This is a genomic window from Ligilactobacillus sp. 110_WCHN (assembly GCF_030518115.1).
GTDB lineage: Bacteria > Bacillota > Bacilli > Lactobacillales > Lactobacillaceae > Ligilactobacillus > Ligilactobacillus aviarius_C.
On the sequence record NZ_JAULLI010000001.1, the window covers coordinates 85,929 to 102,706 of the forward strand.

Consider the following 16,778-nt stretch of genomic DNA (forward strand, 5'->3'; position numbering starts at 1 on the left):
AGATGTGGGCGAGCCGTCCTACCAATGGATTGCGAATGAAGTCTAGTTTTAACTAGGCTTCTTTTTAGTATAAAAAATGACAAGGTTCTTGACCTTGCCATTTTGTTATCTTTATTCAGTTTAGTTCATGTATTCGCGGGTCATTGGCATGTTGATTCCGCTTGGTCCCTTGGTTAATTGGAACTGCATGACATCAATGTTGCCGGATTCAAATGAAGCGGCACATGCTTGCAGGTATAAATCCCACATCCGTGCGAACCGTTCGCCCATTTTCGCAACGATTTCTTCACGGTGCGCGTTAAAGTTCTTGTCCCAGATTTCAAGCGTCTTTTGGTAATGCCGACGCAAACTTTCAAGATCAGATAATTGAAGTTCAGCTTCGACAATGTTAGTCATGTTTTCAACTAATCCTGGAATGTAGCCGCCAGGGAAGATGTATTTATCAAGCCAAGCATTGGAAGCCCCGCCTTGTTGCCGCGTAATTCCGTGGATCAAGGCAATCCCGTCATCTTTGAGATACTTATTAATGATCTTAAAGTACCGTGGTAATTCATCATGACCGACGTGTTCGAACATGCCGACGCTTGTGATGTAATCAAACGGTTCGTGTTTCAACTCACGGTAGTCTTCAAGGATTACTTCAGCTTGACCTTCAAGTCCAAGTTCCTTGATTTGTTGGTTAACGTAGTTGTACTGTTCCTTACTCAAGGTAATTCCAGTAACTTTCAGGTTATATTCCTTGGCGGCCGTCAACATCAACGTTCCCCAGCCACAACCAATATCAAGCATGGTCTTGCCCGGTTGCGGATCGAGCTTCTTTAAAATGTGGTGAACCTTATTCATTTGTGCTTGTTCCAAGGTATCATCTGGATTTTCAAAGTAGGCACATGAGTAAGTCATCGTTGAATCCAGCCATAACTTGTAAAAGTCATTTCCGATGTCGTAATGGCTTTGAATATCCGCCTTATTTTTGTTTTCAGAATGATCTTGGTGAGGGTGGTACTTTTTCAGCTTGGCACTGCGTAAAAAGCTGCCTTCTGAACGATATGCAGAGGCAATGATCTTTTGGATCGAGCCTTGGATATCAATAATGCCATCCATATATGCTTCGCCAAGACAGACGGATGGATTCTTGATCAATTCCTTAACAGAGATATTATCACGGAAAGTAATCACTGCTTCGGGAGTTCCATCGCCACCGTATTGTTTGCTTGAACCATCAGCATAGTTAACTTTGACCGGAAAATCAAAGGAATGCTTCAAAATGGTTTTAAAAAGCATGCTATCAAGCATATAAATGCCCCCAATATATAATAATTAGCAATTATAGATATCAAATTATATCTAATTGTTTAAATTTTACCATTCCTGACATTTGGATACAAATAAACCGTCACCGGATCTTCTTATTGCGCGTTTCGTTAAAAATGATAGAATAGCATAGTACACTTAAATAGTTACAATTCATTCCCGATAGGATTCACATATGTGAAGATGCCTTGTAACCATTTAAAATTATTAATTCAAATGGGGGACGTTTTTTATGTCAGAAAAATACTTATTTACTTCAGAATCTGTATCTGAAGGGCATCCAGATAAAATTGCTGACCAGATCAGCGATGCAATTTTGGATGCGGTCTTAAAGCAGGATCCACAAGCCCGGGCTGCGATCGAAACGACCGTTACAACTGGATTAGTGGTTGTTGTCGGTGAAATGTCAACTTCCGCATACGTTGACATTCAAAAGATTGCCCGTCAAACGATCAATGATATTGGTTACGTTGACGGTAAGTTTGGGTTTGACGGTGATTCATGCGCAGTCTTAACGGCCATTGATGAACAATCACCTGATATTGCGCAGGGGGTTGATGAATCAATTGAACGGCGCGAAGGCGATCAAGACGAATTTGATGAGATCGGTGCCGGCGACCAAGGAATGATGTTTGGTTACGCCATTAACGAAACACCGGAGTTAATGCCAATGCCGTTAATGTTAAGCCACAAGTTGATGCGTAAACTTGCTGAAATCCGGAAGAACGGAATTTTAACTTACCTTGGACCGGATGCTAAAGCCCAAGTTACGATCGAATACGATGAAAACCACAAGCCAAAGCGGGTTGACACGGTTGTTCTTTCAACCCAACACTTGGCTGATGCTTCACTTGAACAAATTCGGAAAGATGTTATTGAAAAGGTAATTAAGAAGGTTATTCCAGCTGACCTGTTGGATGACCAAACCAAGATCTACGTTAACCCAACTGGCCGGTTCGTAATTGGCGGCCCTCACGGGGACTCAGGATTAACTGGCCGGAAGATCATCGTTGATACGTATGGTGGGGCTGCTCACCACGGCGGCGGAGCCTTCTCTGGAAAAGACGCAACCAAGGTTGACCGTTCAGCAAGTTACGCTGCCCGGTACATTGCCAAAAATATCGTTGCTGCCGGCTTCGCTGATGAAGTTGAAATCCAACTTGCATACGCCATTGGGGTTGCGCGTCCGGTTTCAATTTCAGTCAACACCTTTGGCACCGACAAAGTCAGCGAAGACAAGTTAGTGGCCGCAATCCGGAAAGTCTTTGATTTGCGTCCAGCCGGCATCATCAAGATGTTAGACTTGCGCCGGCCAATTTACAAGCAAACTGCCGCTTACGGTGCATTCGGCCGTGATGATCTTGATCTTCCATGGGAAAAGACGGATAAGGTCGATGAATTAAAGAAAGTAATCGCTAACGAAAAATAATTAATTTGACAATCACTCAAATGCCAAGTATACTGAATGACAGTTTAAAAGAGTCCTTTAATTTGGTCCTGTGAGGCCACAAAAGACAGTTCGGTTTATTTGAGAAAATCAAATTTAGAAATAGCTTTTGTGTATCACAGGATATGCAAAGGCTATTTTTTGTTAGGAGGAAGTTTTTGATGGCTGAAAAGAAACACGATGTTGTCTTAGATGTCAATGAACGGCCGAAACCCGGGCAATGGGTCGGACTTTCAATTCAACATATGTTTTCAATGTTTGGCTCAACCGTTTTGGTTCCAATTCTGGTTGGACTAAATCCAGGAATCGCCTTATTCAGTTCCGGAGTCGGAACGTTGATGTATATCCTGATTACGAAGGGTAAGATTCCCGCATACATGGGATCAAGCTTTTCATTCATCGTGCCGATGGTCGCTTTAATGAAGACAGTCGGCTATCCTGGAATTGCCCAAGGGACAATTGCCGTTGGGTGTGTTTACCTAATCGTATCGCTGATCGTCAGCAAGATCGGTTCGGATTGGATCGATAAGATTTTACCGCCAATCGTCGTTGGCCCGATCATCATGGTAATTGGGTTATCACTTGCGGGAACAGCTGCAAAGGATGCAACGATTAACGCTGCTGGTCACTATGACTTGCGGTACTTCTTGGTTGCATTGTTGACCTTGATGATCACGATCTTCTTTAACATGTATCTTAAAGGATTCATGGGATTGATTCCGATTCTTTTAGGAATTGTCTTTGGTTACGGAATTGCATGCTTATTCGGCCTGGTCAACTTTGCACCAATTGCTAAAGCGCACTGGATCAGTTTGCCAGCATTCCAAATTCCATTTGTGACGTATCACCCGCACATTTTCTGGGGTGCGATTTTGAGTATGGCACCCATCGCGTTCGTCACAATGACCGAACACATGGGCCACATTATGGTCTTGAATGAGTTAACTGATCGGGATTTCTTCAAGGATCCCGGCTTGAACCATACGCTTGCAGGTGATGGGACAGCATCAATTATTGCCGGTCTTGTCGGTGGTCCGCCCGTTACAAGTTACGGTGAAAACATCGGGGTCCTTGCGATTACCAAAGTTCACAGTGTTTACGTTCTTGGCGGCGCAGCGTTATTTGCAATCCTATTTAGTTTTATCGGAAAGTTAAGTGCGTTGATCCAATCAATTCCAAGTCCGGTAATCGGCGGAATCTCATTCTTGCTTTTCGGGGTAATTGCCTCAAACGGATTAAAGGTTTTGATCGATAACAAAGTTGATTTAGGAAAGAAGCGCAACTTAATGGTTGCCTCAACGATTTTAGTTATTGGGATCGGAAATGCTTACCTTCAACTTGGGCAATATCAATTCTCTGGCTTAGCTGTTGCATCAGTCATCGGGGTTATTTTGAACTTGATTTTGCCAGATAAAGCCAATAGCGAAAAAGAAGTTGAAGCCAAAGCGGCCAAACGCAATGACTAAAAATTAAATTGGAGCTTACCAATTAATAAAATTAAACGAATGATTTTAGATATTAGAACCGATTTACAAACAATAAGGTATTATTTTTGATTAATGTTAATAATTTAATTGAATTATCGAATTTAATTGGGTACAATTAGACTGTTATAAATTTACTAGCAATTATATTGAGGAGGAGAACAATTGTATCTCGCAGTTAATATTATTGGTTTACTTATCTTCCTTCTGATCGGCTGGCTCTTTTCAAAGGACCGCAAGAAGATCGATTGGAAGGGTATCGGTATTATGGTAGTCTTCAACCTTTTGATGGCGTTCTTCTTGGTTAAGGTTCCGTGGGGACGTGACATCGTTAAGGGCTTGGCTGCCGGATTTGACACCTTGATTCAAGTCGCATACAAAGGAATCGCATTCTGTATCCCAAGTATGGTTCACGTGAAGAACATGGACTTCTTTGTTAGTGTCTTGTTACCAATTCTTTTGATCGTTCCGTTATTTGATATCTTAACTTATATTGGTTTCTTACCATGGGTTATCAAGTGGATCGGAAAGATTTTAGCATTCATCACGCGGCAACCGAAGTTCGAATCATTCTTCGCTGTTGAAATGATGTTCTTAGGAAACACTGAAGCCTTAGCCGTTTCATCCCTTCAATTAAAACAAATGAAGGCATCCCGGAACTTGACGCTTGCGATGATGTCAATGAGTTGTGTTACAGCTTCAATTTTAGGTTCATACATGCAAATGATGCCGGCGCAATTCATTTTAACCGCTGTCCCGATCAACGTGATCAATGCCTTGGTCGTAACTGCAATGCTTAACCCGGTTGAAGTTTCAGAAGCTGAAGATACAATTGCCACGATGAAGGGCTCAGCAGCCAAAGAATCAGGCGATGTTGAAGCTGACGGTAAGAAAGAACCATTCTTCTCATTCTTAGGCGACTCAATTTTGGGTGCCGGCCGTTTGGTATTGATCATCGCTGCGAACGTTATCACATTCGTTGCTTTAGCTGCCTTGATCGATAAGATTCTTTCATTAGTACATATCTGGTCAATGGAAAAGATCCTTGGCTACATCCTTTATCCATTTGCATGGCTCTTAGGGGTCGGCGGCGATCCGCACACTGTCTTACAATTAAGTCAGTACATGGGAACAAAGTTGATCACCAACGAATTCGTTGTCATGGGTAAAGTTTCACCAATCATCCATACCTTTGCACCACACTTTAGAGCTGTCTTGACAGTCTTCTTAACATCATTTGCTAACCTTTCAACAATCGGAATGATCATCGGTTGCTTCAAGGGAATCGTAAATCGTGAAAAAAACGACTTGATTTCAAAGAACGTTGGATACATGCTTCTTTCAGGAATTCTTGTATCACTTCTTTCAGCTGCAATGGTTGGATTATACGTTTGGTAATTTTTAAAGCAAAACTTGTTGAAGAAGGTCGCATTGATTGTGGCCTTCTTTTGTTTTAACCGCTTTGTTTGCTATAATAATCAACTGTGATATTTTTTACGGAGGATTATTAAATGAATTCAAAAACTTTACGGGCGGTTACCGCGACGGGAATTTTATCGTTTGCTGGGATTGTCGTTGAAACCGCAATGAACGTTGCCTTTCCAACGCTCATGCGGGATTTTCACGTTTCAACGTCTGCGGTGCAATGGTTGACGACTGGATACTTACTGGTTCTTGCACTCGTAATTCCAACGTCATCATTTTTAAAACGCAGCTTTAAGACGAAAAGTTTATTTGTAATTTCAAACTTATTCTTTATTTTAGGAACGGTGGCGGCCATGTTTGCGCCGTTCTTTGCAATTATTTTACTCGGACGGTTAATTCAAGGAATCGGAACCGGAATTGCATTGCCATTGATGTTTAACATCATCGTTGAACAGGTACCGATTTCCAAGACTGGAACGGTAATGGGCTTTGCGAACTTAATTATTGCAATCGCGCCGGCAGTTGGTCCGACAATGGGCGGTTTCATTGTTAAAATGTTTGGTTGGCGGGTTATTTTTCTGGTGTTATTGCCATTGCTAGTAATCTCGTTGATTCTTGGAATGACGTCCATTACTCAGAAATCAGCAATTGAACATTTGAAATTTGATTTCATTAGTTGGATCATTTTAGCAATTGCGTTCAGCAGCTTAGTATTCGCAACGAACCAGGCCTCAATTTCTGGGTGGCTTGACTTACGGGTTATTGTTTTACTGTTAGTGAGCGTAATTGCCGTCATTGGATTCTACAAGTATTCAAAGAAGCCACACCATCCGTTGATTCGGACCAATGTATTGTTGAATTGGCGGTTTGATTTAAATACGCTTGCGCTGATGATTTCACAGTTCAGTATTTTAGGAACAAGCTTCTTATTGCCTAATTTTGCGCAATTATCACTTCACCAAAATGCATTCGTTGCTGGTTTACTGCTTCTGCCAGGAACAACGCTGGGAATCTCCCTGTCATTGCTTGGTGGAAAGATGTACGATGTTTTGGGAGCGCGGAAGCCAATCATGCTCGGATTTAGTTTGTATGCTGTCGCTACCTTGCTTTTCAGCATCTTTATGCCAAAAATGACAATTTGGATGATCATTATCTTCTTTGCGATTGCAATTATGGGACAGGCATTTAGTTCCGGAAACACGATGACAAGCGGGCTTCATCAAGTTGAAGATCAATTCAGTACCGATGCAAATGCAGTTTTGAATACCGTGCAACAGTTGGCCGGAGCTTTAGGGACCTCAATTGTTGCGACAATTGTTGCGGAACACCAGCGTGCAGCCCATCACATTGCTTTTGGAACCATGACCGGCGTTCGAACGGCATTTTGTTTGTTGTTCATCTTACAGTTAGTTGCATTGTTATTTACATTTTTAGTTACGCAAAAAGCAGCAAAGAAAAATAAAAGATGAAATGAGGCGATAAAATGGTTACAGTCAATGTTATTTTAGGAAGTAACCGGCAAGTGGCGATTGGCAAACGACTGTTTAAATACCTTGAAAATCAAATTGCACCGTTCGTCAGTGAACGCGATGAAATCACCTTCAAGTTCATCACGTTAGATCAATATCACTTGGACTTCTTCCATGAAGATTTACCACCGATCAATAATCCGGAACGGAAACTTGCACCGAATGAACAGCAATGGATCGACGACATGCAAGCTGCTGACGGATACATCTTCATTACGCCGGAATACAACCATTCAATTCCGGCCGTTTTGAAAAACGCGATCGATTACCTTGCATTTGAAGGGAATCGGAAACCAGCCAAAATCATTAGCTACGCCGATAGTATGCGCGCTGGTCAGTTTGGTGGCGAAGCTTTGCGTGAAGTGATCAATCGGTTAGGCTTTATCACTTTGCCAATGGTTACCACGGTCGGTAAGGTTACAGCAAACTTTTCAGCAGATGGCTTTTTGCTTGAAGACGCGCCATCAGGGGCATATTACCAGAAGAAGTTACTTGAAACTTTGCATGAAATTGGCTTTTACAGCCGTGTTTTAAAGGATCATCCATATCAAGAATTTAATGATTAATGGAAAGGAGGTTGTGATATCAGTCGTAATCTCTTTCTTACTATCAAAGGGAGTGATTGAGTTGGAAAAACAATTTTTTAACCAAATTTTGACTAACAGTTTGATTCAAGAAAATTCAAATCATTCTAACCAGTACCTTGCGCCGCAAATTATTACTAATCAGCCGCATGATTGTTTGTGGCAGCACCTTAAATACGAACTGCTGCACTGTAAAGAATTTAAATGGGCGGTCGCCTTTATTACCCGTGATATGCTGACACCATTGAAAGTTGTTTTAAAAGAATTGGTAACCAAGGGCGTACACGGGGCTTTGATCACCGGAACATATTTGGGGTTTAATGAACCCGCCGTTTTTCGGGAATTAATGAAAATTTCAAACCTTGATGTTCGCATCGTAACCGCTCCCGGATTTCATGCAAAGGGGTATTTCTTTGATTATGATGAATATCAAACGGCATATATTGGAAGTGCGAATTTTACGCGCAGTGCGTTGATTCAAAATCAGGAGTGGAATTTACGGCTGACATCAATGCATCAGGGACAGTTTATCAAACAACTCAATACAGAATTTGAGCGGTTGCAGCAGCAAAGTGTCCCGTTAACCCATGATTGGATCGATGAATATCAAGAAAATTACGTTAAACCGCAGCGGCCGGGTTCATCATCACGAACCGGTCAGTCAACGTCGATCACTCCTAATAAAATGCAGGCAGCTGCCCTTAATGAATTAGACGATTTGTACTATCAGCAACATGCTTCCCGGGGACTGATCGTTTCAGCGACGGGAACGGGGAAAACTTACTTAGCGGCTTTATGGACGAAAAAGTTTAGGCCGCACCGCTTTTTATTTGTCGTTCACCGCGAACAGATTTTGTTAAAGGCGAAAGAAAGTTTTTATAAGGTGATTGGCGGTGCCAAAGATGATTTCGGAATCTTAAGCGGTAATCAGCACCATGCGGAAGCTAAGTACGTTTTTGCAACAATCCAAACCATCTCGCAAATGGAAAAGATGAAGCAGTTTGCTCCTGATGAATTTGACCTGATCATTATTGATGAAGCGCACCATGCCGCTGCCAAGAATTATCAATCATTACTGAATTACTTCAAACCGCAATTTTGGTTGGGCATGACGGCCACGCCTGAGCGAATGGATAACCAAGATGTTTTTCAACTTTTTGATTATAATTTGGCGTATGAAATTCGGCTGCAAGATGCTTTGGAAAACAACATGCTATGCCCGTTTCACTATGTCGGGGTCGCAGACTATGAGATCAATGGGCAGTTGATCGATGATACGGCATCATTAAAGCATCTAACGGCAACTGAACGGGTTAATTATGTTTTAGACCAGTTAGACTACTACGGCGATAACAGGCAACCAATTGCTGGATTAGTTTTTTGCAGTCGGACAGCCGAAGCAACCCAGCTTGCTGAAATTTTTACGCAAAAAGGGCATTCGGCAAAAGCATTGACCAACCAGTCAAGTGCAACGGAGCGGTCAAAGGTAATTGCGCTTCTTGAAAAGCATCAAATTGAATATATCATTACGGTCGACCTGTTCAATGAAGGGGTCGATATCCCGTGTTTGAATCAAATCGTAATGCTGCGCAGCACACAGTCCAGCATTGTCTTTACCCAGCAACTCGGCCGTGGTTTGCGGAAGTATCCGGGAAAGGACTTCGTAACGGTCATTGATTTCATCGGAAATTACCGGAATAACTATTTAATTCCAATTGCTCTTTATGGCGACAACGATGGCGATCCGGATCGCTTGAAGGCTGAATTACTGACTGAGGATCTTGTCGACGTTTCAACGATCAATTTTACGTCCATTTCAAAACAGGTTATTTTAAATTCATTGGCCAAGGTCAAACTCAATTCGCTTCAAGCATTGAAAACCGAGTATCTGAACTTAAAACAGCAACTTGGGCGGGTACCGCTATTGATGGATTATCAAAAGTTTGGAACGATTTCTGCCCGGCCGTTTATTGAAAATCCCCGGCTGAATAACTATGCAGAATTTTTAGGGAAAATGGGAGCGAAAGTTCAACTTTCGGAATATCAGAATCAAGTTTTGACGTTTATTACGAAGGAACTGGCCAATGGTAAGCGGCCGCATGAACTGATCGTGTTGCGGGAGCTGATCGAACACGGACATATTGCATTTGACCAGTTGAAGCGAATCTTTAATTCGCAGCATATTTATGTTAACGATGCGGTCATTCAATCGGTCATCCAAGTCATTTCAATGGCATTCTTCGATGTCAAGGCGGGGAAGACGACCCGCAAGGCCCAATACGGCGGTCATTCATTGATTCAAACTGATTTGTTGGAAATCAGCTTAAGCCCGGCATTCAAACAGGCATTAACTCAAAATGGAACCGATTTTAAACGGCTCGTAAATGATGCGATCAGGGTTGGATTAGATTTCAATCAACATTATGACAATCAGGCGCAATTTACAATGTACCAGTCATACTCGCGGAAGGATGTTTGCCGGCTTTTGAACTGGGAAAAGGATGTCAGCGCACCGCTTTATGGTTACCGGGTAACGGATGAAGTATGTCCAATCTTTATTACGTACCATAAAAGTGATGATGAGCATCAACGCAGTGCCCGTTATCAAAACGATTTTACGGCGAACTCCGTAATTAAATGGTACACGCGCAGTCCGCGACACTTAACTTCGGATGAAGTTCAGAAACTTCTTCGGGGAGTCGATCAAGGAAATCAGCAAACCCGCATCGAAATCTTTATCAAACGCAATGACGCAGCGGGAAAAGAGTTCAGCTATGTTGGTGAAGGGGAAATCATTCCAGGCTCTGCGCATGAAGAAAAAATCGCTTCAAATCGGGGGCGTGAAAAGGCGGTTGTTGCAATGGAAATTCGGTTAAAAACGCCGTTAACATTGGCCGCAGCGCTGAAAATAACCGATTAGTTCATATTATTTATGAATGACTATTCATAATAAAATTCATATAGAAATTATAACAATAACTTTTGACGCAATTTAAAAAAATCGATACAATGAAGGTGTTGATAGGAGATCGGTGATGATAGCAAAGAACTACAAAGCAATCTCAAAAAGAAAGGCGATGTAGGAGGATGCAGTTAGGTAAAAACCTGAAAATTGCTCGTCAAAATTCGGGATACACCCAAGAAGAAGTGTCAAACATCTTATTTGTTTCCCAACAAACAATTTCAAATTGGGAAAAGGAAATCAGCACTCCGAGTGTAAGTGACTTGGTCAAGATCAGTAATTTGTATCAAGTTTCAGTCGACACGCTTTTGAAGGATCAATTGTAGTGTACATCAAAATTGTATCCAAAATATTTTCTATTAATTAACGACTTTTTATGGCAAAATAAAGAAAAAGGTTAAGCGAATTGGAGAATGAATCAGGGAGATATGGGGAATTTTAATTAGAAAGAGTGATTGAAATGTGGTTAATGGTCGGATGTCAATCAGGAAAAGTATATTTAAAAGCGTCAACAAAAGCTGAACTTAATCAGCTTGCGATTACTAAGTACAAACGGACAGACAACGCAACGACCCGTTTCCGTCAAGAATTATATCCGGAACCGATGCGTTATATGAAGAAAGCATAATGATGGAAGAATCGTGCAGCATGCACGGTTCTTTTTTGTCCGTGATGTTATAATAATGACAGAGTTTAAAAGAAATAGGGTGAAAAAATGAAAGTTAATGTTCCATTAGATCACGGCTTTTTGCCTGACAAATATGCAAAGAAAGCAGCGCCCGAATTCCAATTGAAAGATCATCCAATTGTTTCTTTCCCAATTGATATTCAGGATGCACCTGCTGGCACCCAGACCTTTGCGTTAACGTTAGTTGACTTTGATGCGATTCCAGTTTGCGGATTTGCATGGATTCACTGGACTGCAGCTAACATTCCGGTTGAATTGAATCATTTACCAGAAAACGCTAGCCGTGAATTACATGACTTTATTCAAGGAAATAACAGTGCTGCTGGTTACCTTGTTGGGGGCGGCCAAACAATCAGTCGCAACTATCTTGGACCGCGGCCACCAGAAGGCGTTCACAACTATACATTGACTGTTTACGCCCTTGATACCGAACTTCCATTGGAAAACGGCTACTGGATGAACGAACTGTTAGATGCCATGAAGGGGCATGTTTTGGAAAAGGTAAAGGTTGAATTACCTTACGAAGGATAAAATGACTGTAAACTGAGGCAAATGCCTCGGTTTATTTTTTTGCAAAAAATGCAAAATTTGCAAAAAATGCAAAATTAAAATTTTATGCAAAAAATGCAAAATTTGCAAAAAATGCAAAAAGTAAATAAAATAAATAATAGAAAGGATGAGAAAATTGGCAGATCAATCACCATTTAACCCTAACTTTGGAAAAGTCCCGCGTTTATTTCTTGATCGAGAAAACATCATTGACGATTATATTGATGAATTAACAAACTCTGGTAAACATATTGACACCCCATACCAGACAACAATGATCTACGGCGTCCGGGGTTCTGGGAAGACATCAATGTTAACGGATATCATCAATCGCGTGAAACAACTAGATGATTGGATCGTAGTTGATTTATTAAATAACCGGGCGATCATTGATAATTTAATTGAAAGCCTCCAAATGCAATCAAAACTTAATTTGTCAAAACTGATTCAAAAGATTAATGATATTAAAATCAAAAACTTTGAAATCAAATTGAATAGTCAAAATACGCATCAGATGCAATTGTTGCTTGGAATTTTTGAAAAACTTAGTCAGCAAGGAAAGAAAGTTTTGATTACAATTGATGAAGTTTCATCGACTCCTGAAATGCGTGATTTAGCAATGATGTATCAACTATTAATTCGGCAAAACTTCGGAATTGCGATGATCATGACCGGTTTGCCTGAAAATGTTTCGGAATTAAAACATAATAAGGTATTAACGTTTTTACTTCGAAGTAATCAACTTGAATTATCTTTTCTGCAAGGCCGATCAATTGAAGACGCATTTCGAACGAATTTTGAAAAGGGCAATCGCCAAATTTCAGATTCAACGGCTGTTAAACTAACCCAAATGACAAAGGGTTATGCCTATGCATTTCAGTTGCTAGGATATTTGATTTGGAAAAAGACAAAGCCTGGCGATTTGATTGATGAAAAAGTAATTGATCAGGTGATCGATGATTACCAACAAAAGCTTTTTGATAATTCCTACGCGTTGATTTATCAGAAACTGACAGCAGTTGATAAACAGTTTTTGAAAGCAATGGCGCAAGATAATGCTGATGAAATTAAATTGGCCTTTATTGCTGACCAAACAGGTAAACCGTCGAATTATTGGTCGACATATCGGAAACGACTTGTTCGTAGCCAAATTATCAAGAATAGTTCATACGGATTTGTTTCGTTTAAGTTACCGTTCTTTAAGGAATTTCTGCTTGAAGAAGAAAATTTTGAAAAATATGATTTTTAAAAAGGAAGCTGAGACTAATGTTTCGGCTTCTTTTTGTTTATCTACGGAAATGATTTATTTTTTAACGTTTATGCGGATTTTGGTTATAACAAGAATGATTAGGATAGAATACGAATATTAAACAATCATTTAACTAAAGGAAAAGTAGCAGGGCGTCTATATGAAAATATTTTATACTTCTTCTTACATTGTTAAAAAGAACACATCCAAGCCATTGTTTTGGACAGTGTTTATTTGGCCAATTACTTTATTGATGGGATTAGAAGTGATTATAACGGAAAAGGATATCAAAACATTTTTAATTATGAAAGAGGGATTATTTAGTATTGGAATTCCATTATATGCATTGATTGCAGTTGTGTTCTTTTCACAAATGATCGCAAGAGAATTTTATATCGGAAAATCGGAAAGAATATTGGAATTTTTGATAGCAATGAGTAACTATAAAGCCCAATTTTACGGTCGTTTATTAGGTGTAAGTATGATTGTATTAATATCAAATTTATTTTACGCTGCCATACTAGTAATCTTTAAAGGAAAATCATCCCAGATAGGTAAATTACTACATCAATTTAATTTTCTAGATACTAAGCAGCTTTTTGAGTTTTTAATAGCATTATTTTTGTTTAGTATGTTTGTAATTTTATTTTCTGTTTTGGTCGGAATTGAAACCCGCGACGTTTCGAAAATTAGTCAACATTTAGGAATTATATATTTATTGATTATTTCCGCATCAATTATCAATTTAATTTCGAGTGATTTTATTCAAAGGAAAGTGTTGTTATATGTTCCTTTTTTTAACATTCCAGGTATTGATTTACAAACTAGTTTAACAGATATTCTAATCATATTTGGAACAAATATTTTTACACTTATAGTTTTTGTAATTGGATTGCAAAAGTTATTTAAAAAGAGAGTTGAAGTTCAATGAATAAAATATTAATTGTAGCTAAATATACTTTTATGACTAATTTTACGACTAAATGGTTTTTAGTGACAACATTGATTCCGATATTTACTGAGTTTTTTATATTACATTCGAATAAAATGTTTAATTTTTTTCTTTTATTTACGAATCATTTAAATCCTAAAAATGTAATTGCTTTAGTTGTTCCAGTTATCGCCGTATATTTTTGCATTTTATACTCATCAATTATTGCAAATGAAGTTGTGAATGATCGAACAACGCGCATAAACGAGCTATTATTCGCGATGTCGAGTGCGCGAATTCAATTGATTGGAAAGATTGTTGGTTTATACGTATTGCTGATTATTCAATTAGCAATGCTAACAGTTGCAACCATTTTTTTGGCGGAATGGCAAAGACATTTTTCCCTATATATCCCGTCAATATTCAATGCAATATACTTTATTTTTAATATTTTATTTGCAACTTTCTTTGGGTTAATATGGACAGTTCAAATTGCTGTGTGTATCGATGACAATACTCAAACTGCTCTTGCAGTTATTCCGGTTACCTTAATATATCTTCAGGCGGCAGGTTTAGCAATTTCGTTTGCACTTACTCCTGGGAAAATGAGCTTTGGAATTGCAAGAATAGTTCTGGATTGCGTTGGAATCATTCCAGGGATCGGTTCAATTTTAATGCCTGTTTTATATTATGCTCAAAATTTTTCCCTAATTGAAGTTATTGTTTCAGTAATTGGTGAAATTTTAATTGGTAAATTTTTATATAAAAGAGCAATTAAAAAATATTCTGTAAAAGCGTTGGCTCATAGTAATAAAAAGACAAATAAATGGATTTAAATAAAAAAAGAATGGAGATATATTTTATGATCGAACTTAAACATGTAAGTCGTAATTTTAATAATACTGTTGCAGTAGACGATTTAAATTTCAAATTATCTTCAGGAGAAACATTAGGGATTATTGGTCAAAATGGCGCCGGCAAATCAACAACTTTTAGAATGATCATGGGATTTATTGAGCCATCAAAAGGACAAATATTAGTAGACGGTAAGTTAGTCAATGAAAAAATAAGGAATTCTTTTGGATTTATGCCGGAGGAACGAGGCCTGTATCAAAATGAAACAATAATTAATCAAATGACTTATTTCGGGGAACTACATGGAATGAACCATTTAGATTTAAGAATGAATTTGAGAAAATGGATGAAAAAATTAGACGTAGTCAGCGATTTTAATGATAAAATAAAAGATTTATCAAAGGGAAATGCCCAAAAAGTTCAATTAATAGCTGTTCTTATGTTTGAGCCCAAATTAATTATTTTAGATGAACCTTTTTCAGGCCTTGATCCAGTAAATGCTGAGTTATTAAACAATGCGATTTTAGAATTAAAAAGAAAAGGTTCAATGATTGTATTTTCAAGTCATAGTATGAATAATGTAGAAAAGGTTTCTGATAAAATACTAATGTTAAAACATGGGAAAACAGTTTTAAACGGTGAGATAAAAGATATTTACAAAGACTTTATTAGAGAGTATCTTACGATTAACGGAATTGAAAACATAGACTTTTTCAAAAAATATAATGGTGTTTCAGACATTCAACAAATGAAAAATGGAAATATAAAAATGAAATTAGTCAACGAACAAATGGGGAGAGTAATTTTTAGAGATATCGTTAAAGAATATGGATATATTCCATTATTCAATCAATCATATCCTTCGTTAGAGGAGATATTTAAACGCAAAGCCGTTGATTAATTAAATACATTAAGGGGAATTGCTATGTTACTTATTTTACTTTGTGAAGATAAACCGGTTCAACTAAAAGAATATTGTACAATTATTCAGAATCATATCATGATAAATGAATTCAATAGTAAGTTACAAATAGCAACATCTAATCCAATCGATATTATTGATTTCTTGACAAGAGAAGCTATTGAAATCTTTGATAAAAATATTTTAGTATTTATTGATATCGATTTAAAAAATGAAATTACAGGCCTTGAACTTGGAAAATGGGTTCGAACTTCTTTTCCACTTGCTCAAATTGTGTTTATTACAACTGATATAAAATATTTACTCCTAGCAATTGAAGCGCGAATTTCTCCGCTTGATTATATTATCAAGAATCATTCGAATTACAATATAAAAGGCCGAATTGAAGAAGATCTCCGATATGCATATGACTACTACTATTTACAATGTTTAAATTTAAAAAAAGAATTATTCAAATTTAAACTAGGGCATGAAATCAAAATTTTGCCATTAAATGATATTCTTGCAATCGAAGCTTCTAATCCTCATAAAGTAATTTTATCTACTTTAAGCGAAAAAATAAAATTTTCAAGCAGCATCAAAGATATTCATCGACAACACACAAAATTATTAAGAATTAACCGCGGAATCTTAGTTAATCCCGAAAACATTATTCATTTTGATGTAAGTAAAAGATTGGTTACATTAACTAATTCATGCAGATACGAAGTTTCATTTCGCCATATAAAAGATGTTAAAAAGGCAATTAAAGCTCCATGACCAAAGCAAAATATAACAAAAAAGGACTAAGTTTTCTTAAAATAGAGCTTAGTCCTTAATTCATTAGGCAATAGCCTTTAAAT

At 38.3% G+C, this 16,778-nt stretch carries 15 protein-coding genes and 1 riboswitch; of the genes, 14 read left to right on the plus strand and 1 reads right to left on the minus strand.

The features are described from left to right. Window positions 1-120: 120 nt before the first annotated feature. Window positions 121-1,293 (minus strand): cyclopropane-fatty-acyl-phospholipid synthase family protein, encoded by a 1,173-nt coding sequence (locus tag Q3C15_RS00410; RefSeq protein ID WP_064208762.1) that lies wholly within the window; start codon window positions 1,291-1,293, stop codon window positions 121-123. Between the two features lie 159 nt (window positions 1,294-1,452). Further along, window positions 1,453-1,546: riboswitch (SMK box riboswitch) on the plus strand. Here Q3C15_RS00410 and metK point away from each other — a divergent pair. The 14 genes from metK (at window position 1,544) to Q3C15_RS00480 (ending at window position 16,695) form a co-directional block, all read left to right on the plus strand. Next, on the plus strand, window positions 1,544-2,740 hold the full coding sequence (gene metK / locus Q3C15_RS00415) for a methionine adenosyltransferase (RefSeq protein ID WP_302703448.1): 1,197 nt from the start codon (window positions 1,544-1,546) through the stop codon (window positions 2,738-2,740). It overlaps the preceding riboswitch by 3 nt. Before the next feature lie 179 nt (window positions 2,741-2,919). After that, complete coding sequence (locus Q3C15_RS00420) at window positions 2,920-4,224, plus strand: uracil-xanthine permease family protein (protein ID WP_057827457.1); 1,305 nt, start codon at window positions 2,920-2,922, stop codon at window positions 4,222-4,224. Between the two features lie 183 nt (window positions 4,225-4,407). After that, a complete protein-coding gene (locus Q3C15_RS00425) occupies window positions 4,408-5,640 on the plus strand; it encodes a NupC/NupG family nucleoside CNT transporter (protein WP_057827458.1) in 1,233 nt (410 codons plus the stop codon). Window positions 5,641-5,753: 113 nt separating this feature from the next. Then, window positions 5,754-7,136: a DHA2 family efflux MFS transporter permease subunit gene (locus Q3C15_RS00430; protein WP_302703449.1), complete on the plus strand. Its 1,383-nt coding sequence runs from the start codon at window positions 5,754-5,756 to the stop codon at window positions 7,134-7,136. A gap of 14 nt (window positions 7,137-7,150) precedes the next feature. Further along, window positions 7,151-7,762, plus strand: a complete 612-nt coding sequence (locus tag Q3C15_RS00435; protein WP_204779626.1) for an NADPH-dependent FMN reductase — start codon at window positions 7,151-7,153, stop codon at window positions 7,760-7,762. A gap of 61 nt (window positions 7,763-7,823) precedes the next feature. Further along, on the plus strand, window positions 7,824-10,700 hold the full coding sequence (locus Q3C15_RS00440; protein ID WP_302703450.1) for a DUF3427 domain-containing protein: 2,877 nt from the start codon (window positions 7,824-7,826) through the stop codon (window positions 10,698-10,700). 167 nt (window positions 10,701-10,867) lie between these two features. After that, window positions 10,868-11,068, plus strand: coding sequence for a helix-turn-helix domain-containing protein (locus Q3C15_RS00445; RefSeq protein ID WP_057827462.1), 201 nt, complete (start codon window positions 10,868-10,870; stop codon window positions 11,066-11,068). 134 nt (window positions 11,069-11,202) lie between these two features. Then, complete coding sequence (locus Q3C15_RS00450; protein WP_155519394.1) at window positions 11,203-11,370, plus strand: hypothetical protein; 168 nt, start codon at window positions 11,203-11,205, stop codon at window positions 11,368-11,370. Between the two features lie 87 nt (window positions 11,371-11,457). Further along, window positions 11,458-11,961, plus strand: a complete 504-nt coding sequence (locus Q3C15_RS00455) for a YbhB/YbcL family Raf kinase inhibitor-like protein (RefSeq protein WP_302703451.1) — start codon at window positions 11,458-11,460, stop codon at window positions 11,959-11,961. A 154-nt stretch (window positions 11,962-12,115) separates the two neighbouring features. Next, complete coding sequence (locus Q3C15_RS00460) at window positions 12,116-13,228, plus strand: ATP-binding protein (RefSeq protein WP_302703452.1); 1,113 nt, start codon at window positions 12,116-12,118, stop codon at window positions 13,226-13,228. A 160-nt stretch (window positions 13,229-13,388) separates the two neighbouring features. Further along, window positions 13,389-14,159, plus strand: a complete 771-nt coding sequence (locus Q3C15_RS00465; protein WP_283601771.1) for a hypothetical protein — start codon at window positions 13,389-13,391, stop codon at window positions 14,157-14,159. Next, window positions 14,156-14,995: a hypothetical protein gene (locus tag Q3C15_RS00470; RefSeq protein ID WP_283601772.1), complete on the plus strand. Its 840-nt coding sequence runs from the start codon at window positions 14,156-14,158 to the stop codon at window positions 14,993-14,995. The genes Q3C15_RS00465 and Q3C15_RS00470 overlap by 4 nt, the downstream gene beginning before the upstream one ends. A gap of 26 nt (window positions 14,996-15,021) precedes the next feature. Then, window positions 15,022-15,915, plus strand: a complete 894-nt coding sequence (locus tag Q3C15_RS00475; protein ID WP_302703453.1) for an ABC transporter ATP-binding protein — start codon at window positions 15,022-15,024, stop codon at window positions 15,913-15,915. 24 nt (window positions 15,916-15,939) lie between these two features. After that, complete coding sequence (locus tag Q3C15_RS00480; protein WP_283601773.1) at window positions 15,940-16,695, plus strand: LytTR family DNA-binding domain-containing protein; 756 nt, start codon at window positions 15,940-15,942, stop codon at window positions 16,693-16,695. The last annotated feature ends 83 nt before the right edge of the window (window positions 16,696-16,778 follow it).